This is a genomic window from Rhodoferax sp. P2_H8_2 (assembly GCF_056403235.1).
Map to the genome: position 1 here is coordinate 250,882 of NZ_JBFUFW010000004.1, position 25,526 is coordinate 276,407.

Sequence of the window (25,526 nt, forward strand, 5' to 3'; positions counted from 1 at the left end):
CATTCCATACAGAATACACGCCATGCTGCTCGAACTCGAACAATCCCAACTCGTGCTGGTGGACTACCAGCTGCGCCTGATGCCCGCCATGCTTGACGGTGATGCGGTGCTGGCCAATGCCGTGCGGCTGGCCCAGATGGCGGCGGCGCTGGAGGTTCCGGTTTTTCTGACCGAGCAAAACCCGTCCAAATTGGGCGAGACCATGCCTGCTCTGCGCGAGGCGCTGGCGGCAACCGAGCCGCGGGTGTTGGCCAAGATGCAGTTCAGTGCGGTGGAAGAGGGCTTAAGCGAATGGCTGCGCCCGCCCGCCAAGCCGATCCAAGGCAATGCCCGAAGCCTGCCCAAGCATTTGCAAAAGCAGGGGCCTGCCCAGCGCGACACCATCGTGATCGCGGGTTGCGAAGCGCATGTCTGCTTGCTGCAAACAGCGCTGGACTTGCTGGAGGACGAGTTTGATGTCTGGGTCGTAACCGATGCCTGCAGCTCGCGCACCGAGCGCAACCGCGACGCCGCATTTGACCGTCTGGCGGGGGCCGGTGTGGAGCTGATGACTACCGAAATGGTGGCCTTTGAGTGGCTGCGTACGGCCGAGCATCCTGAGTTCAAGGCTATTCAGGCGCTGATCAAATAGGTTTTCTTCTCCTGTAGCGTTTCGAACGGACGGGTGCAGCCGGGCTATGGGCCCGGGCCTCATGATTCGCTGAAGGCTCATAAAATCGACCCGAACCCATAGCCGGACTGCACCCTGGATGGGTAGCGATGACAGGGGAGTCAGCCTCTCGCAAGTTGATAGGCCTACCGTGCGGGCATGAGTACTTACGCAGACTTTTACAACCGTTCGCTACAAGACCGCGACGGTTTTTGGGCCGAACAGGCAAAACTGATCGACTGGCAAACACCTCCACAGCAGATCTGCGACTACAACAACCCGCCGTTTGCGAAATGGTTTGTGGGTGGTACGACCAATTTGTGTCACAACGCGGTGGACCGACACCTGAAAGACCGCGCCGACCAGCCCGCGCTGATTGCCGTCAGCACCGAGACCAACACCGAACAGGTCTACACCTTTGCCCAGTTGCACGCCGAAGTGCAACGCATGGCCGCCAGCCTGCTGGAGTTGGGTGTGCAAAAGGGCGACCGGGTGCTGATCTACATGCCTATGGTGGCCGAGGCCGCGTTTGCGATGCTGGCCTGCGCACGGATTGGCGCGATCCACTGTGTTGTGTTTGGCGGTTTTGCTGCGGGCTCGCTGGCTTCCCGTATTGAGGATGCCGAACCCAAAGTTATTGTCAGCGCTGATGCCGGTTCTCGCGCTGGCAAGGTCGTGGCTTACAAACCCTTGCTGGACGAGGCCATCCGCCTGTCCAGCCACAAACCTGTTGCCGTTCTGATGACCGATCGGGCGCTGGTCACTATGGATTTGGTGGCTGGCCGCGACCATCTGTGGAGCGCTCTGCGGCAAAAACACCTTGCAACGCAAGTGCCCTGCGAATGGGTAGATGCCACGCATCCCAGCTATACGCTCTATACCAGTGGTACCACCGGCAAGCCCAAGGGCGTACAGCGCGACACCGGCGGTTACGCCGTCGCCCTGGCTGCCAGCATGAAACATATTTATTGTGGCAACCCGGGGGAAACCTATTTCTCCACCAGCGACATCGGCTGGGTAGTGGGCCATAGTTACATCATCTACGGCCCGCTGATCGCCGGCATGGCGACCATCATGTACGAGGGATTGCCAACCCGTCCGGACGGTGGCATCTGGTGGAGTCTTGTCGAAAAGTACAAGGTGACCGTGATGTTCAGCGCACCCACGGCCGTGCGGGTGCTGAAGAAACAGGATCCGGCGCTGATCGCGAAATACGACCTGTCCAGCCTGCGCGCGCTGTTCCTGGCGGGTGAGCCGCTGGACGAGCCGACCGCGCAATGGATCAGCGGTGCCTTGGGCAAGCCCATCATCGACAACTATTGGCAAACCGAAACCGGCTGGCCCATCCTGGGCATTGCCAATGGCGTCGAGAAACAGCCCAGCAAGTTTGGCAGTCCTGGCGTAGCGATGTACGGCTATAACGTCAAGCTGCTGGACGAAAACACCGGCGAAGAATTGACGGGTGCCAACCAGAAGGGCGTAGTTGCAATCGAAGGGCCGCTGCCGCCCGGATGCATGCAAACGGTGTGGCGCGACGATGCCCGCTTTGTGAATACCTATTGGAAGAGCATTCCGGGCAAGCTGGTTTACAGCACCTTCGATTGGGGTGTGCGCGACGAAGATGGCTATTTCTTCATCCTGGGTCGCACCGACGATGTGATCAACGTTGCCGGGCACCGGCTGGGAACCCGAGAGATTGAGGAAAGCATTTCGGGCCACCCGAATATTTCAGAGGTGGCGGTCGTCGGGATTGCCGATGCGCTCAAGGGCCAGGTTGCCATCGCATTTGCAGTCGTCAAGGACGCCACTCTTCTGGCGGACGATGCAGCCCGGCTCAAGCTGGAAGGCGAGGTCATGAAAGTGGTGGATAACAGCATCGGGGCGGTCGGTCGCCCGGCTCGGGTTCGGTTTGTGACGGTCCTGCCCAAGACCCGCAGTGGCAAGCTGTTGCGCCGTGCCATACAGGCGGTCTGCGAAGGGCGCGACCCTGGCGATCTGACCACGATGGAAGATCCTGCTGCGCTGCAGCAAATACGGGATGTGTTGGCCGACTAGGGGCCAAACCCGCAGTGCCCTATCCCATTCCCACATTCAGTGGCACAATTCATAGCGCAATGCAGGCCCTTCCCATGCCACAGTCGCATCCGCCAATCGGTTCAGCCGTGTCGCGGAAGGTTAATTAACAAGCTTTAACCAGCTAATGTTCCCTCAAGGGGAACGGAGGTCAGCGGAAAATGAGTGATTCAACGTCCCCCGGGGCGAATCAGACTGCGTCTGTCTATCAGGCGTACAGCAACAATACTTTCCTGTTTGGTGGCAACGCTCCGTATGTCGAAGAGATGTACGAGAACTACCTTGCCAATCCAGGCAGCGTGCCCGATTCCTGGCGCGATTACTTCGACGCGTTGCAAAACGTTGCCGCCGTTGACGGCTCCAACGCCAAGGACGTAGCGCACCAACCCGTCATCAACGCCTTCGCCGACATGGCAAAGAAGGGCGTCAAGCAAGTGGTCCAGGCCACCGGCGCCGATTCCGAGATGGGCCGCAAGCGCACCGCGGTGCAGCAACTGATTGCCGCCTACCGCAACGTGGGCGCCCGCTGGGCCGATCTGGACCCGCTGAAGCGCACCGAGCGCGACAAGATTCCCGAGCTGGAGCTGGGCTTTTACGGCTTCAGCGATGCCGACCAGGAAACCGTTTACAACACCAGCAACACCTTCTTCGGCAAAGAGTCGATGAGCCTGCGTGAGCTGATGAACGCGCTGCGCGAAACCTACTGCAGCAGCATCGGCGCTGAGTACATGTACGCGACCGACCAGAACCAGAAGCGCTGGTGGCAGCAAAAGCTGGAAAGCATCCGCAGCAAGCCCACGTTCTCGGCTGAGCAAAAGAAACACATCCTGGACCGCCTGACTGCGGCCGAAGGCCTAGAAGACTATCTGAGCAAGAAGTACGTCGGCCAGAAGCGCTTCTCGCTGGAAGGTGGCGAAAGCTTCATTGCTTCGATGGACGAGTTGATCCAGCAGGCCGGCGCCAAGGGCGTGCAGGAAATCGTAATCGGCATGGCCCACCGCGGCCGCCTGAATGTGCTGGTGAATTCGCTGGGCAAGATGCCCGCCGACCTGTTTGCCGAGTTTGACCACACTGCACCGGAAGACCTGCCCAGTGGCGACGTCAAATACCACCAGGGCTTCTCCAGTGACGTGACCACCCCCGGTGGCCCGGTTCACCTGACGCTGGCGTTCAACCCGTCGCACCTGGAAATCGTCAACCCCGTGGTCGAAGGCTCAGTACGTGCCCGTATGGACCGCCGCGCTGACCCGTTAGGCAAGCAAGTGCTGCCTGTGCTGGTGCACGGCGATGCGGCCTTCGCCGGCCAGGGCGTTGTGATGGAAACCCTGGCGCTGGCCGAAACCCGTGGTTATTCCACCGGCGGCACGGTGCACATCGTCATCAACAACCAGATCGGCTTTACCACCAGCGATCCGCGCGACAGTCGCTCTACCCTGTACTGCTCCGACATCGTCAAGATGATCGAATCGCCCGTGCTGCACGTGAACGGCGATGACCCGGAAGCCGTGGTGTTTGCGACCCAGCTGGCGCTGGAGTTCCGCATGGAGTTCCGCAAGGACGTCGTGGTCGACATCATCTGCTTCCGCAAACTGGGCCACAACGAGCAGGACACCCCCTCGCTGACTCAGCCGCTGATGTACAAGAAGATTGCAGCGCACCCCGGCACCCGCCGTCTGTATGCTGACAAGTTGGCCACCCAAGGCTTGGGTGCCGAACTGGGCAAGGAGCTGGTGGACGCCTACCGCGCCGCGATGGACGCGGGCAAGCACACGCGCGATCCGGTGCTGACCAACTTCAAGAGCAAGTACGCGGTCGACTGGTCGCCGTACCTCGGCAAGAAGTGGACCGACGCTGGTGACACGGCGATTCCACTGGCTGAGTGGAAGCGCCTGGCCGCCAAGGTCACGAAGATTCCGGACAACATCACGCCGCACAAGCTGGTCAAAACGGTTTACGACAACCGTGCAGCCATGGGCAATGGTGACATTCCGGTCGATTGGGGCATGGGCGAAAGCATGGCGTTTGCGTCTCTGGTGGCCAGTGGCTATCCAGTGCGCCTGTCGGGCGAAGATTGCGGACGTGGAACCTTCACCCACCGCCATTCCGTCATTCACGACCAGAACCGTGAGAAATACGACGAAGGCATTTACGTGCCATTGCAGAACGTGGCCGAGAACCAGGCCCCGTTTGTCGTGATCGATTCCATCCTGTCCGAAGAAGCTGTGCTGGCTTTTGAATACGGCTATGCGTCGAACGACCCCAACACGCTGGTGATCTGGGAAGCGCAGTTCGGTGACTTCGTCAACGGCGCCCAGGTGGTGATTGACCAGTTCATCGCGTCCGGCGAAGTGAAGTGGGGCCGTGTCAACGGCATCACGCTGATGTTGCCGCACGGCTACGAAGGCCAGGGCCCTGAGCACAGCTCGGCGCGCCTGGAGCGCTTCATGCAGTTGAGTGCGGACACCAACATGCAGGTCTGCCAGCCGACCACGGCCAGCCAGATCTTCCACTTGTTGCGTCGCCAGATGGTGCGCAACCTGCGCAAGCCGCTGATCATCATGACGCCCAAGTCACTGTTGCGCGCCAAGGATGCAGCGTCTCCGCTGTCCGAGTTCACCAAGGGCAGCTTCCAGACCATCATTCCGGAAAACAAGGAATTGAAGGCCGACAAGGTCAAGCGCATCGTGGCCTGTTCCGGCAAGGTGTACTACGACCTGGTCAAGAAGCGTGAAGAGAAGGGCCACGACGACGTCGCCATCTTGCGTGTCGAGCAGCTCTATCCGTTCCCGCACAAGGCCTTTTCAACCGAACTGAAGAAGTATCCGAACGCCACCGAAGTTGTGTGGTGCCAGGACGAGCCGCAAAACCAGGGCGCCTGGTTCTTTGTGCAGCACTACCTGCACGAGAACATGACAGAAGGCCAGAAGCTCGGCTACGCCGGACGCGCGGCCTCGGCGTCACCTGCAGTCGGCTATTCGCATCTGCACCAGGAGCAGCAAAAAGCGCTGGTGGAAGCTGCATTCGGAAAACTCAAAGGCTTCGTGCTGACCAAATAACAAGGAAGAATTGATATGGCTATCGTAGAAGTCAAAGTACCGCAGCTCTCTGAATCTGTGGCTGAAGCAACCATGTTGCAGTGGAAGAAAAAGGTCGGCGACGCGATCAAGGTGGATGAGATCCTGATCGAGATCGAAACCGACAAGGTCGTGTTGGAAGTACCTGCGCCGTCGGCCGGCGTGCTGGTTGAAATCGTGCAAGGCGATGGCGCCACAGTGGCTGCCGAGCAGTTGATTGCGCGCATTGACACGGCTGCTGTCGCCGGTGCCTCTGCACCCGCTGCGGCTGCGGCTGCTCCTGCGCCTGCGCCTGCTGCGGCCCCAGCACCTGCACCCGCTGCAGCACCCGCCAGTGCAAGCAAGGGCGATGTCGCCATGCCCGCGGCGGCCAAGCTGCTGGCGGACAATGGCATGTCCATTACTTCCGTTGCTGGTACAGGCAAAGATGGCCGTGTCACCAAGGGCGACGTACTCGGTGCGGTTGCGGCTGGCGCATCTGCTCCTAAAGTTGTAGCTGCTTCCGCAATTCCGACGGGCGCTCCAGCCAAATCTTTGCCTCAAGTGGCAGGCCCTGCAGTGAATCTGGGCGAACGTCCAGAGCAGCGCGTGCCTATGAGCCGCCTGCGCGCACGCGTGGCTGAGCGCCTGCTGCAATCGCAATCCACCAACGCCATCCTGACCACGTTCAACGAAGTGAACATGGCGCCGGTGATGGAAATGCGCAAGCGCTTCCAGGAAAAGTTCGAGAAAGAGCACGGCGTCAAGCTGGGCTTCATGAGCTTCTTCGTCAAGGCAGCCGTCCATGCACTCAAGAAATTCCCGGTGTTGAACGCTTCGGTCGACGGTACGGACATCGTTTACCACGGCTACTTTGACATCGGTATCGCAGTCGGTTCGCCGCGTGGTCTGGTGGTGCCTATTCTGCGCAATGCCGACCAGATGAGCTTTGCCGACATCGAAAAGAAGATCGCTGAATTCGGCCAAAAAGCCAAGGACGGTAAGCTGGGCATGGAAGACATGACCGGCGGCACCTTCTCCATCTCCAATGGCGGAACCTTCGGCTCGATGATGTCCACACCCATCATCAACCCGCCGCAAAGCGCGATTCTGGGCGTGCATGCGACCAAGGACCGTGCGATGGTGGAAAACGGCCAGGTCGTGGTTCGCCCGATGAACTACTTCGCCATGTCCTACGACCACCGCATCATCGACGGCCGCGAAGCCGTGCTGGGGCTGGTCGCGATGAAAGAGGCATTAGAAGATCCAGCCCGCCTGCTGTTCGACATCTAAGTGGAGCTACTGCGCGACTGTGTGGCGTTGTTGCGGGTCCCGTTCTCCCCATCCTCACGTAGCGCTGCTACGTTCCGGTGGGTCGACACCCGCGCCTAGCCACACAGCCGCTCGCTACGCTCTACAAGGGCGTTGATATTTCTGGAGAATTCAATGAGCAAACAATTTGATGTGATCGTTATCGGTGGTGGCCCAGGTGGCTATATCGCCGCCATCCGCGCGGCCCAGCTGGGCTTCAACACCGCCTGTATCGACGAATGGAAGAACGACAAGGGCGGTCCGGCTCCCGGTGGTACTTGTACCAACGTGGGCTGCATTCCGTCCAAGGCCTTGCTGCAATCCAGTGAGTACTTTGACCATGCCAACCACCACTTTGCCGACCATGGCATCACCGCCACGGGCGTGAGCATGGATGTGGCCAAGATGCTGGCGCGCAAGAACACCGTCGTGAAGCAGAACAACGACGGCATCCTGTACCTGTTCAAGAAGAACAAGATCAGTTTCTTCCACGGCCGCGGCTCCTTCGTGAAGGCCGCTGATGGTGGTTACGAGATCAAGGTCGCAGGTGCTGCCGAAGAAACCATTGCCGGCAAGCACATCATTGTTGCCACTGGCTCCAACGCACGCGCGTTGCCGGGCACACCGTTCGATGAAGTCAACGTGCTATCCAACGACGGCGCGTTGAACATTGGCGCCGTGCCCAAGAAGTTGGGTCTGATTGGCTCCGGTGTGATTGGTCTGGAAATGGGCTCGGTCTGGCGCCGTCTGGGCGCCGACGTCACCATCCTCGAAGGTCTTCCGACGTTCCTGGGCGCGGTGGATGAACAGGTTGCCAAGGAGGCGCATAAGGCATTTACCAAGCAGGGCCTGAAGATCGAGCTGGGTGTCAAGGTCGGCGAGATCAAGAATGGCAAGAAGGGCGTGTCTGTCGCCTACACCAACGCCAAGGGCGAAGCCGTGTCGCTGGACGTAGACAAGCTGATTGTGTCGATCGGTCGCGTGCCCAACACCATCGGCCTGAACCCCGAGGCTGTGGGTCTGGCGCTGGATGAGCGCGGCGCGATTGTTGTCGACGGCGACTGCAAGACCAACCTGCCCAATGTCTGGGCGGTCGGTGATGTGGTGCGCGGCCCTATGTTGGCGCACAAGGCGGAAGAAGAGGGCGTTGCTGTGGCCGAGCGCATTGCCGGCCAGCATGGACACGTCAACTTCAACACTGTGCCCTGGGTCATCTACACCAGCCCCGAGATCGCCTGGGTTGGCCGCACCGAGCAGCAGCTCAAGGCGGATGGCGTGGCCTATAAGGCAGGCTCGTTCCCGTTCCTGGCCAATGGCCGTGCGCGCGCACTGGGTGACACCACCGGTTTCGTCAAATTCCTGGCCGATGCCAAGACAGATGAAATCCTGGGTGTGCACATCGTCGGCCCCCAGGCCAGCGAACTGATCTCGGAAGCTGTTGTGGCTATGGAGTTCAAGGCCAGTGCTGAAGACATCGCGCGTATCTGCCACGCCCATCCTTCGCTGTCAGAAGCGACCAAGGAAGCAGCATTGGCGGTGGACAAGCGCACGCTGAACTTCTGAAAGCATGACCCCCACGCTCCGCCACCATGTGGGTCTCTGCCCCCCGTGGGGGCTAATTTTCCTTGGGACTGCCCTGCGGAAAATTTACCATGAAAATGGCTACTTACGCCCGTAAAACGTGCGTAAGCAGCTCCTGATTTCATAGCGAACCCATGACCCTGAGTGTCAAGAAAACCTACGAGGCGGAGCTACTGGCGCGTGGGTACCAGCCCGACCCGGCGCAGTTGCGCGCCTTAGACGCACTGGAGCGCTGCGCGGGCGAGTGGGCGCTGTACAAGGAAAAGCGCTCCAACGCCTTCAAGAAGCTGATCAACCGGCCCGACATTCCGCGCGGCGTCTACATGTACGGCGGCGTAGGGCGAGGCAAGAGCTTTCTGATGGACTGCTTCTACAACGCGGTGCCGCTCAAGCGCAAAACCCGGCTGCATTTTCACGAGTTCATGCGCGAGGTACACCGCGAATTGGCCGAATTGCAAGGCCAGGCCAATCCGCTGGATATTCTGGCTGAGCGCATGGCAGCGCGTTACAAGCTGATCTGCTTCGACGAGTTTCACGTGGCTGACATCACCGACGCGATGATTCTGCACAGGCTGTTGTCGGCCTTGTTCGAGAACGGTGTGGGCTTTGTCACCACATCCAATTTCAAACCTGACGATCTGTACCCCGGTGGCATGCACCGCGACCGCATCCTGCCCGCGATTGCGCTGCTGAACGAAAAGCTGGAAGTGATCAGCGTGGACAACGGAACTGATTACCGCCAGCGCACGCTGGACAACGTGCAGATGTACCACGTGCCGAATGGCCCAGAGGCCGACGTCGCGATGGAGCTGGCTTTCAATGCGCTGGCTGAGTCGCACGACGATGAAGACCGGGTGTTGCACATTGAAGCGCGCAGCATCTGGGCGCGGCGCAAGGCGGGTGGTGTGGTCTGGTTCGACTTCAAGACACTGTGTGGCGGCCCGCGCTCACAGAACGATTACCTGGAAATCGCATCGCAGTTCCACACGGTGTTTTTAAGCGATGTGCCGCAGATGCCGGTGCGCATGGCCTCCGAGGCGCGGCGCTTCACCTGGCTGGTCGATGTGTTGTACGACCGCCGGGTCAAACTGGTCATGTCAGCCGAAGTGCCTGCGGATGCGCTGTATACCGAAGGCCCTATGGCCCACGAGTTTCCGCGCACGGTGTCGCGCCTGCAGGAGATGCAGTCCCGTGAATTCCTGGCTTTGGAGCGGCGTACGGTGGATACGGGACTGACATGAGACAGGCGGTAACACTCGGACTGATGGCGGGCTGTCTGTTGGCCGGAGTTCTTGCGCCGGCGTGGGCACAGGACAAGCAGACTGAGGCCACGGATGCGCGCTCTCTGCTGGAGGCGCGCAAGCGGCAGCAGGCGGCGCTATTCGACGGCCAGGAACAGGCTTGCGCCAAAGTGTTTGCGGTGACGGATTGCGTCAGCCAGGTTAACGAGCGCAGACGTGCCGTGGTGGCCGCTCTGCGCAAAGAGGAAAACGCGCTGAACGATGTGGAGCGACGCCAGCGTGAACGCGAGCGTGCGCAAAATCTGCAGAACAAGGCACGGCAGAGGACAGAACAGGTGCCGCCCATCGACGCCAACGCTGATTCCGCAGAAGAGCGCCTGCGCCGTCAGCAGGACAAACTGGTCAACCATGCGCCCCAGTCCGCGCCCAAGGGGCCCGCTGAGCCCAAAGTGCAAGCGCCTCTTGATGCGCAGACACGGCAGTTGAACGCTGCGGACTATGCGGCCAGACACAAAGCCGCCAGTGAACGGCGCGCCGCACGTGACAAGAAGTTGAAAGAGCAGGGCAAAGCCCCAGTGGATTTACCCACGCCGCCCTAGAGCCGCGGTATCAGTCCAGTGGCTCGACCTTGACGATCACCAGCGACAGGTTGTCGCCACCACCGTGACCGCGTGAGCGGGCCTTTTCGATCAGGAACTCGGAGGCTTCCCGCGCGGACAGCGTGGACAGCACGGAGCCGATTTCGCCGTTGTTGAAGTAGTGCCAGACGCCGTCGCTACACGCCATCATCGTGTCGCCAGGGCGCAGCTTGGGGATGAAATGGAAGTCCACCGGTGGGTCACCTTCGGTGCCCAGGCAGCCCATCAGGATGTTGGACTGGGGGTGTACGGCAGCTTCTTCTTCGGTGATTTCGCCCCGGTTGACCAAGGCCTGTACGTAGGAGTGGTCCATCGTGCGCTTGACGAACTGGTTGCCGTAGTAGTGGTAGATGCGGGAGTCGCCGGTATGTATCCAATGGCAGTCACCACCGGCATTGATGAGAAAAGCCGCCAGCGTGCTGTGCGGTTCTTCTTCGGCCGAAATGGCAGTGAGTTTGATGACGATGTGCGCTTCCTGCACGATCTGGGTCAATGTCGCGACCGCATCGTCGGTTTCCGGGTCGTAGCGGTCAAACAGTTGCTTGGCGGTCATCATGACCTGGTCAGACGCCTTGCGCCCACCACTGCGCCCACCCATGCCGTCGGCGACGATGCCCATCACGCAACCGTTGACGCGTGGGTGCTTGATCAGAGCCACCTGGTCTTGCTGGTATTCGCGGTCACCCTTATGGATGCCGGTGGATGCGCTGAGTCGGTAGCCTTGTGCCATGGAGGTTTTGCTTGAGCAATACTTTCGTAAGTGGGGTCGGAGGACGTATTATCGAACCAGCCTGTGCCGTATTGGTGCGATTTAACCACGTAATTTCCCGCATATCCCCCCTTGGAAGCTAACCTGCATTCGCCCGAACGGCGGCTAATCGAGCTGCGTATGGAGCATGGCGACCTCGATGCACTGATTGACCGGGCGTCCGAAGCCAACCCGGTGGACGAACTGATGATGCGCCGCCTGAAGAAAAAGCGGCTGGCCTTGCGCGACGAAATCTCCCGTCTGGAACAGCGACTCTCCCCCGACGAGCCCGCCTGATTCATGGATTTGCAGCGGTCGGTTGAACAGGTCTTTGCGCCCGACGGGCGATTGGCGCAGGCGGTTTCCACATTCAAGCCACGTGCTGGGCAGACGCAAATGGCGCGCGAAGTAGCGTCAACGATGCAGCAGGGCGGCATGTTGGTGGTGGAGGCTGGAACTGGCATCGGCAAAACATTTGCTTACCTTATTCCCGCGTTGTTAAGTGGTGAGCGGGTGCTGGTGTCGACCGCAACCAAGGCCTTGCAGGACCAGCTTTTCACGCGGGATATTCCAGGATTGCAGGACGTATTGGGCGTGCCAGTACGCGTCGCATTGCTCAAAGGGCGCAGCAGCTATGTCTGCCTGAACCGCTTGGGCGCGGCTGTAGAGAGCGCGTCTTTGGGTGATGCGGCAACCCACGCTGTGTTGACGCGCATGGACCGCTGGGCGCAAGGCAGCCGCAGTGGAGACATTGCAGAGTTCACGACGTTGGAAGAAAACTCACCGATGGTTGAGCGCGTGACGTCAACCCGCGAGAACTGTTTGGGCAGTCGCTGCCCACAGTTGCAGAGTTGCCATGTCAATCTGGCGCGGCGCGAGGCGATGGCTGCAGATATCGTGGTGATCAATCACCACCTCTTTTTCGCAGATTTACAGGTGCGGGAATCCGGTGTGGCGGAGCTGTTGCCTAGCGTGCGCAGCGTCATTTTTGACGAAGCGCACCAGCTCAACGAGATCGGAGTCCAGTTCCTCGGGCGTCAACTCAGTGGCGGACAGTTGCTTAGTTTTGCCAGGGAACTGGAGAAAAGCAGCACCAAGCTCGCTTGGGGAAGTACCGATTGGACTGCGCTCGGCAACGGATTGCGCAATGGTGTGGAAGCCGTCAAGCAGGCCGCATCACGTGCAGACGCACAAACCCGAACCGTGTGGACGGGCGAAGTACCGACAGGCGCGGATACATCGCACTGGGCTGCAGCGTATGCGGTATTGCAAAGTGCCTTGCAGGATATTCAGCGGTTGCTGGACCGCCTGGCCGAGAGTTCCCATGAAATTGCCGCATTGCACACGCGCTGCGCTGATTTGCTCGAGCTGGTGCAAGTTTTTGGATCACCTTCGCCGGCAGGACAAGTCCGCTGGATGGAGGCCGGGGCGTCATGGCGTTTGGTGCAGTCGCCCATGGATGTGTCCGAAGCGATGCAGGCCCGCGTTTTCCCTGCGGCAGGTGAAGCCTCGCTCAAGTCCTGGGTGTTTACGTCGGCAACCTTGGGCAACGATGACAAACTGAGCTGGTTCGTGCAGTCCTGCGGTTTGCAAGGTGCTCGTGTACTGCGGGTGGAAAGCCCGTTTGACCACGCGAACCAATCGGGGATTTATGTGCCTGCCGATTTTCCGCAGCCGCAAGACGCAGCCCACAGCGCGCAAGTGGCGGCTTTGGTAGCCGATGCTGCGACTGTGCTGGGCGGCCGCACGCTGGTTTTGACCACCACGCTGCGTGCAATGCATGCGATTGGACAGGCACTGCAGCTCCACTTTGCTGGCGATGCCATGCAAGTGCTGGTGCAAGGGCAACAAGGCAGGCGCGATTTGCTGGCACGCTTTGTTGAGGGGACAACGGATGTCCCGAGTGCCCGAATTCTGGTGGGTTCGGCCTCGTTTTGGGAAGGCATCGACATTCCCGGCGATGCGCTGCAATTGGTGGTGATCGACAAGCTGCCATTTCCGCCGCCGGGTGATCCGCTGGTGGAAGCGCGCGTGCAGGATTTGAAACTGCAGGGGGGTAACGGCTTCAAGGACTATTTCCTGCCGCAAGCGGTAATTGCGCTGAAGCAGGGGGTGGGGCGGCTGTTGCGCCGCGAGACAGACCGCGGCGTATTGGTGATTTGCGACGCGCGCCTGACAGGTAAATCTTACGGGCGCAGCATCCTGGCTGCACTGCCGCCGATGCGGCGCCTGACCTCAGGCGCGCAGTTTCACGAGGCGCTGGAGGCCCTTACCAGACCTTCCACCAAGGATCTTGCTTGACCTTGAAACCCTTGGCGAGAAATGCTGAGTCGGGATAGGTCTTGTCCAGTACACGCTTCGTGTCATCCCGCAGTTGGGCCAGTCCCAAAGCATCGTAAGACTTGTACATGATGTACAGCGCTTCTTCCAATGCGGGAACATTCCGGTAATCCACCACGGCGGCCTGGGCGCGATTGATGGCGGCCAAGTAGGCGCCACGGGTGTAGTAATAGCGGGCGATGTGCACTTCGTTTTGTGCCAGCGAACCAACGGTGTAGAGCATGCGCTGGCGGGCGTCGATGGAGTATTTGGAGTCCGGGAAGCGGGCTACCAGTTCCTTGAAGGTCTCAAACGACTCCTTTGCGGCCTTCTGGTCACGCTCAGACAAATCCTGGCCGGTGATAGAGGAGAACAGACCCAAGTCGTCGTTGAAGTTGATCAGGCCTTTCAGATAGAGCGCGTAGTCCATGGCCGGGCTGACGGGGTGCAGCTTCATGAAACGGTCCAGGGTCGCGATGGCCTGGACGCTGTCGGATGCCTTGTACTGGCAGTAGGCCTTGTCAAGTTGAGCCTGCTGGGCCAGCGGTGTGCCAGCGGCGCGGGCTTCCAGCTTTTCCAGCAGGGGTACGGCGCGTTCCCACTGGCCGGCAGACATCTCGTCCTGGGCTTCTTTGTAGATGTTGGTCGGGCTCATGGCTGCTGTCTTGTCGACCGGGGTTGATGAGCAACCGCCTAGAAACAAGACGCCGATCGTCAGCAGAATGGCGGGGACGACCGATAATTTGACACGCAGCATGTAGGAAACTTTCTTGAAACAGACCGAAAAGATTATATCGAGCGTATGTGAAGTAACCGAGCCGGAAGATGTCGAGGACATCGTCGGCGAGGTCGAATTGCGCGATGCAACCATAGCTGCAGCACAACATGGGTTGCGACTCGACCGCGCGCTCGTGGACGTGGTGCCTGAATTTTCCCGCAGCTACTTGCAGCAACTGATTGAAGCGGGCCGCGTGAGCCTGCGCGGCCAAGTCTGTGTAAAGACTTCGCAAAAGGTCAAGGCTGGCGATATGTTGCGTATCGAATTGCGCCCCACGCCCCAAAGCCAGGCATTTACGCCGCAAGAGATGCCATTAAATGTGGTCTACGAAGATGCGCACATGCTGATCATCGACAAGCCGGCAGGGCTGGTCGTGCATCCTGCACCGGGCAACTGGAGCGGAACCTTGCTTAATGGCTTGCTGGCCTACGACCCCGCGATGGCGCTGGTTCCGCGGGCGGGCATCGTGCACCGGCTGGACAAGGACACCAGCGGGCTGATGGTGGTGGCACGCACCCGTCAGGCCATGGACGCGCTGGTGCAGGCGATTGCGGCGCGGGAGGTCAGTCGGCAGTATTTGGCAGTAGCACACCGTTCCTGGACGGGGCCGAAGAACGTCACTGTGGAAGCGCCGATTGGCCGTGACCCGCGCAATCGCCTGCGCATGGCGGTAGTGGACTTGGCAAACAACTCAGGAAAAACCGCCAAGACGGATTTTGTGTTGCAGGACAGCACTTCGGAGGGCTGTCTGGTGCGCTGTATCCTGCACACGGGACGCACACACCAGATCCGGGTGCATATGGCATCCATCGGCCACCCTTTGGCGGCTGACACAGTCTACGGAGGCACGGTGATGCCTAGCATGGCCCGACAAGCCTTGCATGCCTGCCGATTGGCGCTGAGCCACCCGGTGGATGGCAAGCCGCTGGTCTTTGAATCTGCCCTGCCGGAGGACTTTTTGCCCCTATTGCATGGCTGGAGCCTGCGCTACAATCCCGCGCAAGGGCTATAAGGCCCTTGGTCGCACCGGCCTTTGGCCGGGCGCAGGCACGGTGCAGACTCTTCGCCCCCCGGTGCCCTCCGAATGGAATCACATTGACCGATCCTGCCACGGCGGGATTTTCCGGAAATAGCCTGACTATGAATATGGCCGAAGCAAAGCGCGTCCTCGAGACCGCACTGATTTGCTCGCAGCAGCCCCTGCCCATGCGTGATATGCGCGCCTTGTTTGACGAATCCCTGGGTGCTGACACGCTCAAGACGCTGCTGGAAGAGCTGCGCGATGACTGGACGGGTCGGGGTGTTGAACTGGTTGGTGTAGCGACAGGCTGGCGCTTCCAGAGCCGCCCTGAAATGCGGGAGTATCTGGACCGCCTGCACCCGGAGAAGCCACCCCGCTACACGCGAGCGACCTTGGAAACACTGGCCATCATTGCCTACCGGCAACCGGTGACGCGTGGCGACATGGAAGACATCCGCGGTGTCACGATCAGTTCTTTGCTGATCAAGCAACTGGAAGACCGAGGCTGGGTGGAAGTCATCGGGCACCGCGAGAGCGCGGGCCGTCCGGCTTTGTATGCGACGACCAGACAGTTTCTTGACGATCTGGGGCTGGCTTCTCTCGATCAGTTGCCACTACTGGACAACCCGGCACAGGCCGCCGACAGTTTCGGCATGCTGGCGCCTTCTGAAGAGCTGGCGCCCGTTGCCGATGTAACCGATATGCCACCCACGACCGAGGCTGAAGATGTGCAAATGCCCATTCCCCTCGAATCCATGGACTCGTCCGGCGAGCCAGCACAAAACGGAATTTCAGAATGAACGATACGGTGAACCCGGACGACATCCCCAACGATATGGATGAAAGTGTGCCCTCTACGCCGGACCAACCCGAAGTACAGCCGCAGGTTGCAGCGCCGGAGGCGCCGGGCAATGTGATTGCCAATCGCTTTGACGACGTGATCTCAGGCCAGTTCGATGCGGACGAGGAAATTGAAGAGCTGGCGCCTCCTAAGCGCGTTCTGGCACCTATGGCGGAAACGCCCAAGCTGCACAAGGTCTTGGCCCAAGCAGGAATGGGTTCGCGCCTCGAAATGGAGCAACTGATTCTGGAAGGGCGTATTTCGGTCAACAACGAACCTGCCCACATTGGCCAACGCATCCAGTTTGGTGATGCGATCAAGGTCAACGGCAAGCCGATTCGGGTGCGCATCGATCCGCCGCCACCACGTGTCATCGCGTACCACAAGCCGGTCGGCGAAGTGGTGACCCATGACGATCCGCAAAACCGTCCAACCGTGTTTCGTCGCCTGCCCAAGTTGCAGCAGGGCAAGTGGCAATCCGTCGGGCGCCTGGACCTGAATACCGAAGGGCTGTTGCTGTTCACCAGCTCCGGCGAACTGGCCAACAACCTGATGCATCCGCGTTTCGGGCTGGAGCGTGAATACGCAGTGCGTGTTCTCGGCGCGCTGAACAAGGAAGAGAAACAACTGCTGCTGGACGGTGTCAAGCTGGACGACGGCATGGCCCAATTTGGCTCCATCGAAGATGGGGGTGGCGAAGGCTCCAACTGCTGGTACCGCGTCACCATTTCCGAGGGGCGCAACCGCGAAGTGCGCCGCATGATGGAAGCGGTGGGGCATGCAGTCAGCCGTTTGATCCGCATTCGCTACGGTGCGATGGTGTTGCCGCGCGGTTTGAAGCGTGGCGGCTGGATGGAATTGGATGAAGGAGACATCCGCTCGCTGATGCAGGCGGCTGGTGGTCGCCGTGAAGGGCCGCGCGAGAATGCGGTTGCGGGCGAGGGCAATGGCGCTGGTCGTGGTAACAACCGCCGCGGTGGGCGCTCTGGTGGTCCACGTGGTGCCAACTATGGCGGGGCACCCGCGCCGCAAACTGCGCCTAAACGACAAGGGCAGGGCAACCCCAGAGGCCAGCGTGGCAACGGCCGCTCGGATGCAGGAGATCGCCAAGGTGCAGGTGGTGGCCAGCCGGATCCGATGAAAACCGCATTTGGCTACATCGGGGCAGACAGTTTCACTCGCCAACGCCAGGAGCCTGGGCAGCGCCGTGGGGGCCCCACAGGCGGGCCGCGACGCAATGGACGGGGGCGTTAACCCTAGGGTGCTAAAATAGCTGGCTTTGCTCCCCTCGGGGGCATGCTGTTTACCAAACTAGATAGGGAAATCATCCATGGCAATCGAGCGCACTCTCTCCATCATCAAGCCTGACGCGGTGGCAAAAAACGTTATCGGTCAAATTTACGCCCGCTTCGAAGCCGCTGGCCTGAAGGTGATTGCAGCCCGCATGGCGCATCTGTCGCGCGGCGAAGCTGAAGCTTTCTACGCAGTGCACAAGGCACGTCCTTTCTTCAAGGATCTGGTCGACTTCATGGTCTCCGGCCCCGTGATGATCCAGGCCCTGGAGGGCGAAAACGCCATCCTGAAGAACCGTGACCTGATGGGCGCAACCGACCCCAAGAAGGCTGACGCCGGCACCATTCGTGCTGACTTTGCTGACAGCATCGATGCCAACGCGGTGCACGGTTCCGACGCCGCAGAAACCGCCGCTGTAGAAATCGCTTTCTTCTTCGCCGGTCTGAACGTCTACAGCCGATAAAAATGACCCCCACGCTCCGCCGCTTTGCGGGTCGCTGCCCCCCGAGGGGGCTAACCCCACCTTGGGGCGGCCCGGCGGTGGAGTTGATGCAATGACGGCCAACCTGCTTGATTTCGATCTCGACGGATTGGCCGTTTTTTGCGAGCGGCTGGGTGAAAAGCGCTTTCGGGCGACCCAGTTGTTCCGCTGGATACATCAAAAGGGCGCATCGCAATTCGAGGACATGAGCGACTTGGCCAAGTCGTTGCGTGAAAAGCTCAAAACTACCGCCCAGGTACAGCCTCTGGCGGTTCTCTCCCAACATATCTCGTCCGACGGCACCATCAAGTGGTTGTTTGACGTCGGCAATGGCGATGCCGTTGAAACCGTATTTATCCCTGAAGACGACCGTGGCACGCTGTGTATCTCCTCTCAAGCGGGCTGTGCAGTCGGTTGCCGTTTCTGCTCCACGGGGCACCAAGGCTTCAGCCGCAATCTGACGACGGGCGAAATCATTGCCCAGCTCTGGTTTGCCGAACACTTCCTGCGCAAGCACCTGAAAGTGGACGAGCGGGTCATCTCCAACGTGGTGATGATGGGCATGGGCGAGCCTTTGCAAAATTACAACGCGTTGGTTCCCGCGTTGAAAGTTATGCTGGATGACCACGCGTATGGGATGTCACGCCGTCGTGTGACCGTGTCTACGTCGGGCGTGGTGCCCATGATGGACCGGCTGGGGCAGGACTGCCCGGTCGCATTGGCGGTGTCATTGCATGCACCAAATGACGTGCTTCGGGAAAATCTCGTGCCGTTAAACCGCAAATACCCCATCGCCGAACTGCTGGCAACCTGCAAACGTTATCTCGAATTTGCACCCCGCGACTTCATCACCTTTGAGTACTGCATGCTGGATGGCGTTAACGATACGCCAGAGCATGCACGCGAACTGCTGGCTTTGGTACGGCCTGAGAAGGGTGCGCGGCCTTGGTGCAAGCTCAACTTGATCCCCTTCAATCCCTTCCCGGCGTCTGGCTTGCTTCGCTCCAGTCCGGAGGCCGTGCAAGTGTTTTCGGACATCCTGAGTAATGCCGGTATCGTGACTACGGTGCGCAAGACCCGAGGTGACGATATTGATGCAGCATGCGGTCAATTGGCCGGAGATGTCAAAGACCGAACCGAGGTTCAGAAACGAATTTCACGCCAACGTACCATCATGCTCAAGCCTGTGGTTGAATCGGGTCATTAAAGCAAGAGGGATATTGCAATGACTGCATGGATGCGCTACGTGAAATCGGCCTGTCTGGGACTATTGTGGGTAGCCTCGCTGGGGTGGGCCGTAGGCGGCATGACGGGCTGTACGACAACCGTCACCACCAATGGGATCAAAGGCGACATGGTGACCGATTCGGACGAGCCCGATGCCAGAAAACGCGCTCGTATTCGCTTGGAGTTGGCGTCCGGTTATTTCAGTAATGGACAGACAGCGGTTGCCCTCGATGAATTGAAGCAGTCGATCACCGCGGATCCCACTTTGTTTGAAGCGCACAACCTGCGTGGCCTGATTTATATGCGTCTGAACGATGTACCTCTGGCCGAAGAAAGCTTCAAGCGCGCCTTGTCGCTGAATCCCAAGGCTGCCACCGTACAACACAACTACGGCTGGCTATTGTGTCAGCAATCTCGCTTGAGCGAGTCCTACCAGCAGTTCAATTTGGCGCTGGCGAACCCCATGTACGGCGAACGCGCCAAGACGCTGATGGCACTGGGTCTGTGCCAAATCAAGGGCGGGCTGCGCGCCGATGCTGAAAACAGCCTGTTGCGTGCCTATGAATTGGATGCGGGCAACCCCATTACCGGGTTCAACCTGGCGACCCTTGCGCTGCAGCGCAAAGACTATGTGCGAGCCCAGTTTTACGTTCGCCGAATCAATAACAGCGAACTTGCCAATGCGGAGTCCCTGTGGCTGGGTATCAAGATTGAAAGACAGTTGGGTAATCGTGACAGCATGGCGCAATTGGGCGGTCAGTTGAAAAAGCGCTTCCCCCAGTCTCCTGAATTGACAGCGTATGAGCGGAGTGCATTTGATGAGTGAGGCTTCTTTGCCGTCCATGGAGTCGCAACCTGTCGCGACTCCTTTGCCTTTGAGCGCAGGTGCCTTGTTGCGACAAGCCCGAGAAGCGGCCGGATTGCACGTGGCGGCGTTGGCCGTTTCGATGAAAGTTCCCGTCAAAAAACTCGAAGCGCTGGAGGCCGATCGACTGGATCTGCTGCCGGATGCCGTGTTCGTGCGGGCATTGGCTTCCAGTGTGTGCCGGGCGCTGAAGATAGACCCTACGCCGGTTTTGCAACGCTTGCCGCAGACGGTTGTGCCACGCCTTGATGCCGAGGAGCGGGGCATCAATGAGCCTTTCCACGTCAGCGGCCATTCGTCCCAATTCTCGATGCCGGCCTTTCTTGCCCGGCCAGCCGTTTGGGTGGTGGGCATTCTGCTGGCTGGCGCGGCCGTGTTGATTGCCTTTCCGGAAGTGCAGCGGCTGGAGAAAGACGCGGATGTGCCTTCAGCTTCCGCCAACACACTGGCCGTGCCCGCGCAGACAGCGATGGCCGCAGAACCGGTCGAAGCAAGGATTACGGCTCCTATAGCGGAAGCAGTGCCATCGGCGCCGGCCCCAGCGCCAGTAACCGCTATCCCTGTCGTAACGCAAGTGGCAGCGCCCATTGGCAAGCCAGCCCCGTCGGTGACCGCACCGGTTGCGCCCGTGGTGGTTCCCGCCGTTGCGGCTGCCGTTGTACCCGCACAGATGGCATCCAGGCCCGCTCTGGCAAGGTTTCAACCCGCCAAGATGGATACCTCTGCTCCAACGGTGAATCTGGCCGGAGCCGCAAACGGTGTTGTGATGTTCAAAGTCAGTGGTACCTCATGGGTGGAAGTGACTGATGCCAAAGGCGTCGTGCAACTGCGCAAAACCATGGCCGCAGGTGAGACCAATGCCGCATCGGGCGCATTACCACTCAACGTAGTGATTGGCCGCGCCGATGTCACCTTGGTGGAAGTACGCGGCAAGCCCTTTGCGTTGGCAGGTATCGCCAAAGACAACGTAGCCCGCTTTGAGGTGAAGTGATGGACGAGAGATCGCCTATTGCCTTGGCGGCGCCGCAGCTGCGCCGTTCATTGCAGTCCCAAGTCGTATGGGGTTCGCGTGTCGTTACCGTTGGCGGTGGCGCTCCGGTGCGGGTGCAGTCCATGACCAATACCGACACGGCAGACGCGATTGGTACCGCAATTCAGGTCAAGGAGCTGGCACAGGCCGGCTCCGAGATGGTGCGCATCACGGTCAACACGCCCGAGGCTGCGCAGGCTGTTCCCTATATCCGTCAGCAACTGGATCGGATGGGCATAGACGTGCCGCTGATTGGCGACTTCCACTACAACGGTCACACATTGCTGACCGACTATCCGGACTGTGCGCAGGCGCTGTCCAAGTACCGCATCAACCCCGGCAACGTGGGCAAGGGCGACAAACGCGATAGGCAATTCGGCGCGATGATCGAAGCGGCGATCCGCTACAACAAGGCGATTCGCATTGGCGTCAACTGGGGTAGTCTGGACCAGGAACTGCTGGCCCAATTGATGGACGAAAACAGCCGTCGCGCAGAGCCCTGGGATGCCAAACCGGTGATGTATGAGGCGTTGATTACGTCGGCGCTGGAGTCGGCTGCTCGCGCGGTTGATATGGGCTTGCCAGCCCACCAGATCGCTTTGTCGTGCAAAGTCAGTGGCGTGCAGGATTTGATTGCGGTCTACCGGGAGTTGGCCGTGCGCTGCGACTATCCGCTGCACTTGGGGCTGACCGAAGCCGGTATGGGCACCAAGGGAACCGTGGCCTCTGCCGCTGCCCTCGGTGTGCTGCTGCAGGAAGGCATTGGCGACACGATTCGCGTTTCTCTGACGCCTGCGCCGGGCGAATCCCGTACCCAGGAAGTCGTCATTGCGTCCGAAATCATTCAGGCCCTGGGCTTGCGCACCTTTGTGCCCAGCGTGACGGCCTGCCCAGGCTGTGGCCGCACCACCAGCACCACGTTTCAGGAATTGACCCAGCAGATTGATGACTTTCTGCGCGCGCAAATGCCGATATGGCGTGATAAATACCCGGGTGTCGAAAAAATGAAAGTGGCCGTAATGGGCTGCATCGTCAACGGCCCCGGCGAGAGCAAACACGCTGACATCGGCATCAGCCTGCCAGGTACCGGTGAGGCCCCAGCGGCACCGGTGTTCATGGATGGCGAAAAGCGTATGACTTTGCGCGGCGACACGATTGCGCAGGACTTCCAGCGCGTTGTCGAGGATTACATCGAAAAGCGCTTCGGCGCCAAGACTGACGTAACCGTCTGATAGAGCAAACCCCAAGAATGAGTGACAAGAAGATGCAGCCGCTACAAGCGGTCAAGGGCATGAACGACATCCTGCCGCCGGAATCGGCGCGCTGGGAATGGCTGGAAGCCCAAATGCGCAGCGTGCTTCAACGCTATGGCTACCAGAACGTGCGCACGCCCATCGTCGAACCCACAGCCCTGTTCGTACGCGGCATTGGCGAAGTGACCGATATCGTCGAGAAAGAGATGTACGCCTTCGAGGACCGCGCGGACAAGCATGGCCAAGCCGAGCACCTGGCGCTGCGCCCGGAGATGACAGCGGGTGTGGTGCGTGCCATGACGGAGCACTCTTTTTTGCGCGACTCCGGCCGGCGCCTCTATTACTTCGGCCCCATGTTTCGCCGCGAGAAACCGCAAAAGGGACGCTATCGCCAGTTCCACCAGATGGGTGTTGAGGCACTGGGCTTTGCTGGTCCCGACGTCGATGCCGAAGTCATCCTGATGGGTAGCCGCCTGCTGCGCGAGTTGGGCCTGAAGGATGGCGAGCATTTCCGCCTGGAGCTCAATTGTCTGGGCGAAGCAGCCGAGCGCCAGGCACACCGCGAGGCCCTGATCGCGTACCTCGAGCAACACAAAACACTGCTCGACGAAGACAGCCAGCGCCGCTTGTACACCAATCCGCTGCGCGTGCTCGACACCAAGAACCCTGCACTGCAGGACATGGCCAATGCGGCTCCCAAGCTGCTGGACTTCCTGGGCGAATCATCGTTGGCGCATTTCAACGGCGTGCGTGCCATTCTTGACGCAGCCAGCATCGCGTACACCATCAACCCGCGTCTCGTGCGTGGACTGGACTATTACAACCTGACGGTGTTCGAGTGGATTACTGACAAGCTCGGTTCCCAGGGCACTGTTTGCGGCGGTGGTCGCTATGATGGTCTGATCGAGCAGCTCGGCGGCAAGCCGACGCCGGCCGTGGGTTTCGGCATGGGCATGGAACGCATGCTATTGCTGTTGGAAGAGGTGGGCGTCGCACCCGCTGCGCCAACACCGCATGCTTATGCCATCGTGCCATCGGCCGACGGACTGCCGCAAGTGATGGTGGCACTCGAAGCGCTGCGTGGCTCGGGAGTGTCTGTCATTCTGCATCCTGGCCAGTCCAGCATGAAATCGCAGTTCAAGAAGGCCGACGCCAGCGGCGCCGCCTATGCCCTGATCTTTGGCCCCGATGAGCTGGCAGAGGGCGTGGTCACCGTCAAATCCCTGCGCGATGGCACGGGTGCCCAAGTAAAGCAGCGGCTGGACCAGCCGTCCCTTTGGGCCCACAGCCTACAATCGAACGCTTAACAAAAAATTTCTATGGCAAATCATCTCGATCTCGAAGAGCAGGAACAGCTCGACCAACTCAAACATTTCTGGAACCAGTACGGAAACCTGATCACTTGGGCTCTGATTGTGGTGCTGGGCGCCTTGGCGTCCTGGAATGGCTACCAATGGTGGCAGCGCAGCCAGGCGACGCAGGCGGCCGCCATGTATGACGAAGTGGAACGTGTGGTGCGTGGTGGCGATGTGGCCAAGGCAGAGCGCGCATTCACCGACATGAAAGAGCGTTTTGCAGCGACCACCTATGCCCAGCAGGCAGGTTTGCTGGTGGGCAAGATGGCATTTGAAGCCGGCAAGGCCGATACCTCCAAGGCCGTTCTGACCTGGGTAGCGGAAAAATCCAGCGATCCCGGCTATCAGGCGGTGGCGCGTTTGCGTCTGTCCTCGTTGTTGATGGACGCTAAAGCACTCGATGAGGCACTGGCCATGGTGAGCGGCGATTTCCCTGCTGAATTTGCACCCCTGGTGGCTGATCGCAAGGGTGACATTCTCAACGCGCAAGGTAAGCGCAGCGACGCCATTGCCCAATACCAGAAAGCCTATCGCGGCCTGGATGAACGCACCGATTACCGTCGCTTGGTAGAAGTCAAACTGAATTCCCTGGGCGTTAGCCCCGACAAGCAAGAGGCCACATCATGATGCGCGCAGGACTGTCGCATATGACCGTGCGTTTGGGCGCTGTGCTCGCATTGGCCGCTGCGCTGGCGGCATGTGGTACGGATCGCCCGAAGCCCACTGAATTGGGGGCCAACCCGGCCCGTGTCGGGGTTCGATCCGCATGGAATGCCCGTGTCGGTGATGTCGATTTCGCGTTGGGCGTGCGTGTTGTGGGTAACAACATCTATCTGGCCAGCACGGAAGGCACCGTTGCTGCCATCGATGCGCGCACCGGTGGTGATGTCTGGCGTGCCAATCTGAAAACCAAGTTAACTGCCGGCGTCGGCTCCGACGGTCGCTACGCTGCGGTCGTCAACTCTGACAACGAACTCATCACACTGGATGCTGGCAAAGTAATCTGGCGCCAGCAAATGGGAGCGCTGACATTGACCGCGCCACTGGTGGCAGGCGAGCGTGTATTCGTGTTGTCAGCCGATCGCACCGTCACCGCTTTTGATGCGGCGAGCGGCCGCAAACTCTGGATGCAGCAACCCCGAACTGGCGATGCGCTGGTATTGGGTCAGGCTGGCGTGTTGATGGCCATGGGTGACACCCTTGTCGTTGGACAGAGTGGTCGCGTGGTGGGCATGAACCCGCAAAATGGGAGTACCCGGTGGGATGCAGCGATTGCCAATAGTCGCGGCACCAATGAGGTGGAACGCCTGGTGGACATCGTCGCCGGTGTCAGCCGTGAGGGCGACAGCCTGTGCGTACGCGCATTCCAGTCCGCAGTCGGATGCATTGACACCTTGCGCGGGCGCACGGTTTGGACCAAGACCTCCAATGGTGCTGTCGGTGTTTCCGGCGATGCGACGACGGTTGTAGGCACAGAAGCCGACGGCAAGGTGGTTGCATGGAAGCGCAATGAGGGCGACAAGCTCTGGACTTCGGAGAACCTGCGCTACCGTGGTTTATCTGCCCCTCTGTGGTTGGGCAAATCCATTGTGGTGGGCGATGAGTCTGGCTTGGTGCACTTTGTTTCCCCTGCAGACGGCAGCTTGTTGAACCGCGTCAGTACGGACGGTTCGGCTTTGGCGGCAGCGCCAGTGCTAGCCGGTTCGACGCTGGTGGTGGTAACACGCCGTGGCGGCGTATACGCCTTCCGCCCCGATTGAGTCTGGACA

The 25,526-nt window shown here is 59.9% G+C and carries 22 protein-coding genes; 20 read left to right on the forward strand and 2 right to left on the reverse strand.

Annotated features, from left to right (window positions below; all coding sequences use genetic code 11):
• Positions 1 to 22 precede the first annotated feature (22 nt).
• The 7 genes from AC1DV6_RS09645 (at position 23) to AC1DV6_RS09675 (ending at position 10,507) form a co-directional block, all read left to right on the forward strand.
• A complete protein-coding gene (locus AC1DV6_RS09645; protein ID WP_477977239.1) occupies positions 23 to 631 on the forward strand; it encodes an isochorismatase family protein in 609 nt (202 codons plus the stop codon).
• Positions 632 to 808: 177 nt separating this feature from the next.
• Complete coding sequence (locus AC1DV6_RS09650; protein WP_477977240.1) at positions 809 to 2,704, forward strand: propionate--CoA ligase; 1,896 nt, start codon at positions 809 to 811, stop codon at positions 2,702 to 2,704.
• A 179-nt stretch (positions 2,705 to 2,883) separates the two neighbouring features.
• Positions 2,884 to 5,778 (forward strand): 2-oxoglutarate dehydrogenase E1 component, encoded by a 2,895-nt coding sequence (locus AC1DV6_RS09655; protein ID WP_477977241.1) that lies wholly within the window; start codon positions 2,884 to 2,886, stop codon positions 5,776 to 5,778.
• Positions 5,779 to 5,793: 15 nt separating this feature from the next.
• Complete coding sequence (gene odhB, locus AC1DV6_RS09660; protein WP_477977242.1) at positions 5,794 to 7,068, forward strand: 2-oxoglutarate dehydrogenase complex dihydrolipoyllysine-residue succinyltransferase; 1,275 nt, start codon at positions 5,794 to 5,796, stop codon at positions 7,066 to 7,068.
• Positions 7,069 to 7,221: 153 nt separating this feature from the next.
• The gene (gene lpdA / locus AC1DV6_RS09665; RefSeq protein WP_477977243.1) at positions 7,222 to 8,649 is read left to right on the forward strand and encodes a dihydrolipoyl dehydrogenase; all 1,428 of its coding nucleotides are present in this window, start codon (positions 7,222 to 7,224) and stop codon (positions 8,647 to 8,649) included.
• A gap of 152 nt (positions 8,650 to 8,801) precedes the next feature.
• Positions 8,802 to 9,908, forward strand: coding sequence for a cell division protein ZapE (gene zapE / locus AC1DV6_RS09670; RefSeq protein ID WP_477977244.1), 1,107 nt, complete (start codon positions 8,802 to 8,804; stop codon positions 9,906 to 9,908).
• Complete coding sequence (locus AC1DV6_RS09675; RefSeq protein ID WP_477977245.1) at positions 9,905 to 10,507, forward strand: hypothetical protein; 603 nt, start codon at positions 9,905 to 9,907, stop codon at positions 10,505 to 10,507. The genes zapE and AC1DV6_RS09675 overlap by 4 nt, the downstream gene beginning before the upstream one ends.
• Positions 10,508 to 10,517: 10 nt before the next feature.
• On the opposite strand, the gene AC1DV6_RS09680 is transcribed toward AC1DV6_RS09675, so the two are convergent.
• Positions 10,518 to 11,276, reverse strand: a complete 759-nt coding sequence (locus AC1DV6_RS09680) for a PP2C family protein-serine/threonine phosphatase (protein ID WP_477977246.1) — start codon at positions 11,274 to 11,276, stop codon at positions 10,518 to 10,520.
• A 111-nt stretch (positions 11,277 to 11,387) separates the two neighbouring features.
• Here AC1DV6_RS09680 and AC1DV6_RS09685 point away from each other — a divergent pair, with 111 nt between their 5' ends.
• Both AC1DV6_RS09685 and AC1DV6_RS09690 read left to right on the forward strand, forming a co-directional pair.
• The gene (locus tag AC1DV6_RS09685) at positions 11,388 to 11,591 is read left to right on the forward strand and encodes a YdcH family protein (protein ID WP_477977247.1); all 204 of its coding nucleotides are present in this window, start codon (positions 11,388 to 11,390) and stop codon (positions 11,589 to 11,591) included.
• 3 nt (positions 11,592 to 11,594) lie between these two features.
• On the forward strand, positions 11,595 to 13,595 hold the full coding sequence (locus AC1DV6_RS09690; protein WP_477977248.1) for an ATP-dependent DNA helicase: 2,001 nt from the start codon (positions 11,595 to 11,597) through the stop codon (positions 13,593 to 13,595).
• Here the strand turns inward: AC1DV6_RS09690 and AC1DV6_RS09695 are convergent.
• Positions 13,564 to 14,370: an outer membrane protein assembly factor BamD gene (locus AC1DV6_RS09695; RefSeq protein WP_477977249.1), complete on the reverse strand. Its 807-nt coding sequence runs from the start codon at positions 14,368 to 14,370 to the stop codon at positions 13,564 to 13,566. The genes AC1DV6_RS09690 and AC1DV6_RS09695 overlap by 32 nt on opposite strands.
• Before the next feature lie 13 nt (positions 14,371 to 14,383).
• Here AC1DV6_RS09695 and AC1DV6_RS09700 point away from each other — a divergent pair, with 13 nt between their 5' ends.
• From AC1DV6_RS09700 to bamB, 11 genes are all read left to right on the forward strand, one after another.
• Complete coding sequence (locus AC1DV6_RS09700) at positions 14,384 to 15,403, forward strand: RluA family pseudouridine synthase (RefSeq protein ID WP_477977250.1); 1,020 nt, start codon at positions 14,384 to 14,386, stop codon at positions 15,401 to 15,403.
• 128 nt (positions 15,404 to 15,531) lie between these two features.
• Positions 15,532 to 16,212: an SMC-Scp complex subunit ScpB gene (scpB, locus tag AC1DV6_RS09705; protein WP_477977251.1), complete on the forward strand. Its 681-nt coding sequence runs from the start codon at positions 15,532 to 15,534 to the stop codon at positions 16,210 to 16,212.
• Complete coding sequence (locus tag AC1DV6_RS09710; protein ID WP_477977252.1) at positions 16,209 to 17,507, forward strand: pseudouridine synthase; 1,299 nt, start codon at positions 16,209 to 16,211, stop codon at positions 17,505 to 17,507. Before scpB ends, AC1DV6_RS09710 begins: the two co-directional genes overlap by 4 nt.
• A 76-nt stretch (positions 17,508 to 17,583) precedes the next feature.
• Positions 17,584 to 18,009, forward strand: a complete 426-nt coding sequence (ndk, locus tag AC1DV6_RS09715) for a nucleoside-diphosphate kinase (RefSeq protein WP_477977253.1) — start codon at positions 17,584 to 17,586, stop codon at positions 18,007 to 18,009.
• 91 nt (positions 18,010 to 18,100) lie between these two features.
• Complete coding sequence (gene rlmN / locus AC1DV6_RS09720; protein WP_477977254.1) at positions 18,101 to 19,234, forward strand: dual-specificity RNA methyltransferase RlmN; 1,134 nt, start codon at positions 18,101 to 18,103, stop codon at positions 19,232 to 19,234.
• A gap of 18 nt (positions 19,235 to 19,252) precedes the next feature.
• Positions 19,253 to 20,080 carry a type IV pilus biogenesis/stability protein PilW gene (gene pilW, locus AC1DV6_RS09725; RefSeq protein WP_477977255.1) on the forward strand — a complete coding sequence of 276 codons (828 nt, stop codon included), beginning with the start codon at positions 19,253 to 19,255 and terminating at the stop codon, positions 20,078 to 20,080.
• Entirely contained in the window at positions 20,073 to 21,110 is a 1,038-nt protein-coding gene (locus AC1DV6_RS09730) for a helix-turn-helix domain-containing protein (protein WP_477977256.1), read from the forward strand. The genes pilW and AC1DV6_RS09730 overlap by 8 nt, the downstream gene beginning before the upstream one ends.
• Positions 21,110 to 22,381 (forward strand): flavodoxin-dependent (E)-4-hydroxy-3-methylbut-2-enyl-diphosphate synthase, encoded by a 1,272-nt coding sequence (gene ispG, locus AC1DV6_RS09735; protein ID WP_477977257.1) that lies wholly within the window; start codon positions 21,110 to 21,112, stop codon positions 22,379 to 22,381. The genes AC1DV6_RS09730 and ispG overlap by 1 nt, the downstream gene beginning before the upstream one ends.
• A gap of 17 nt (positions 22,382 to 22,398) precedes the next feature.
• Positions 22,399 to 23,709 (forward strand): histidine--tRNA ligase, encoded by a 1,311-nt coding sequence (hisS, locus tag AC1DV6_RS09740; protein WP_477977258.1) that lies wholly within the window; start codon positions 22,399 to 22,401, stop codon positions 23,707 to 23,709.
• Between the two features lie 12 nt (positions 23,710 to 23,721).
• Positions 23,722 to 24,384 carry a YfgM family protein gene (locus AC1DV6_RS09745; RefSeq protein WP_477977259.1) on the forward strand — a complete coding sequence of 221 codons (663 nt, stop codon included), beginning with the start codon at positions 23,722 to 23,724 and terminating at the stop codon, positions 24,382 to 24,384.
• Complete coding sequence (gene bamB / locus AC1DV6_RS09750; protein WP_477977260.1) at positions 24,381 to 25,517, forward strand: outer membrane protein assembly factor BamB; 1,137 nt, start codon at positions 24,381 to 24,383, stop codon at positions 25,515 to 25,517. Before AC1DV6_RS09745 ends, bamB begins: the two co-directional genes overlap by 4 nt.
• The last annotated feature ends 9 nt before the right edge of the window (positions 25,518 to 25,526 follow it).

Coding starts and splice junctions, on each gene's coding strand:
- rlmN (WP_477977254.1), top strand. CDS start 18,101: ATGACGGCCAACCTGCTTGATTTCGATCTCGACGGATTGGCCGTTTTT.
- AC1DV6_RS09645 (WP_477977239.1), top strand. CDS start 23: ATGCTGCTCGAACTCGAACAATCCCAACTCGTGCTGGTGGACTACCAG.
- odhB (WP_477977242.1), top strand. CDS start 5,794: ATGGCTATCGTAGAAGTCAAAGTACCGCAGCTCTCTGAATCTGTGGCT.
- AC1DV6_RS09745 (WP_477977259.1), top strand. CDS start 23,722: ATGGCAAATCATCTCGATCTCGAAGAGCAGGAACAGCTCGACCAACTC.
- bamB (WP_477977260.1), top strand. CDS start 24,381: ATGATGCGCGCAGGACTGTCGCATATGACCGTGCGTTTGGGCGCTGTG.
- ispG (WP_477977257.1), top strand. CDS start 21,110: ATGGACGAGAGATCGCCTATTGCCTTGGCGGCGCCGCAGCTGCGCCGT.
- AC1DV6_RS09680 (WP_477977246.1), bottom strand. CDS start 11,276: ATGGCACAAGGCTACCGACTCAGCGCATCCACCGGCATCCATAAGGGT.
- AC1DV6_RS09710 (WP_477977252.1), top strand. CDS start 16,209: ATGAACGATACGGTGAACCCGGACGACATCCCCAACGATATGGATGAA.
- hisS (WP_477977258.1), top strand. CDS start 22,399: ATGAGTGACAAGAAGATGCAGCCGCTACAAGCGGTCAAGGGCATGAAC.
- pilW (WP_477977255.1), top strand. CDS start 19,253: ATGACTGCATGGATGCGCTACGTGAAATCGGCCTGTCTGGGACTATTG.
- scpB (WP_477977251.1), top strand. CDS start 15,532: ATGAATATGGCCGAAGCAAAGCGCGTCCTCGAGACCGCACTGATTTGC.
- AC1DV6_RS09690 (WP_477977248.1), top strand. CDS start 11,595: ATGGATTTGCAGCGGTCGGTTGAACAGGTCTTTGCGCCCGACGGGCGA.
- AC1DV6_RS09650 (WP_477977240.1), top strand. CDS start 809: ATGAGTACTTACGCAGACTTTTACAACCGTTCGCTACAAGACCGCGAC.
- lpdA (WP_477977243.1), top strand. CDS start 7,222: ATGAGCAAACAATTTGATGTGATCGTTATCGGTGGTGGCCCAGGTGGC.
- ndk (WP_477977253.1), top strand. CDS start 17,584: ATGGCAATCGAGCGCACTCTCTCCATCATCAAGCCTGACGCGGTGGCA.
- AC1DV6_RS09655 (WP_477977241.1), top strand. CDS start 2,884: ATGAGTGATTCAACGTCCCCCGGGGCGAATCAGACTGCGTCTGTCTAT.
- AC1DV6_RS09730 (WP_477977256.1), top strand. CDS start 20,073: ATGAGTGAGGCTTCTTTGCCGTCCATGGAGTCGCAACCTGTCGCGACT.
- zapE (WP_477977244.1), top strand. CDS start 8,802: ATGACCCTGAGTGTCAAGAAAACCTACGAGGCGGAGCTACTGGCGCGT.
- AC1DV6_RS09695 (WP_477977249.1), bottom strand. CDS start 14,370: ATGCTGCGTGTCAAATTATCGGTCGTCCCCGCCATTCTGCTGACGATC.
- AC1DV6_RS09675 (WP_477977245.1), top strand. CDS start 9,905: ATGAGACAGGCGGTAACACTCGGACTGATGGCGGGCTGTCTGTTGGCC.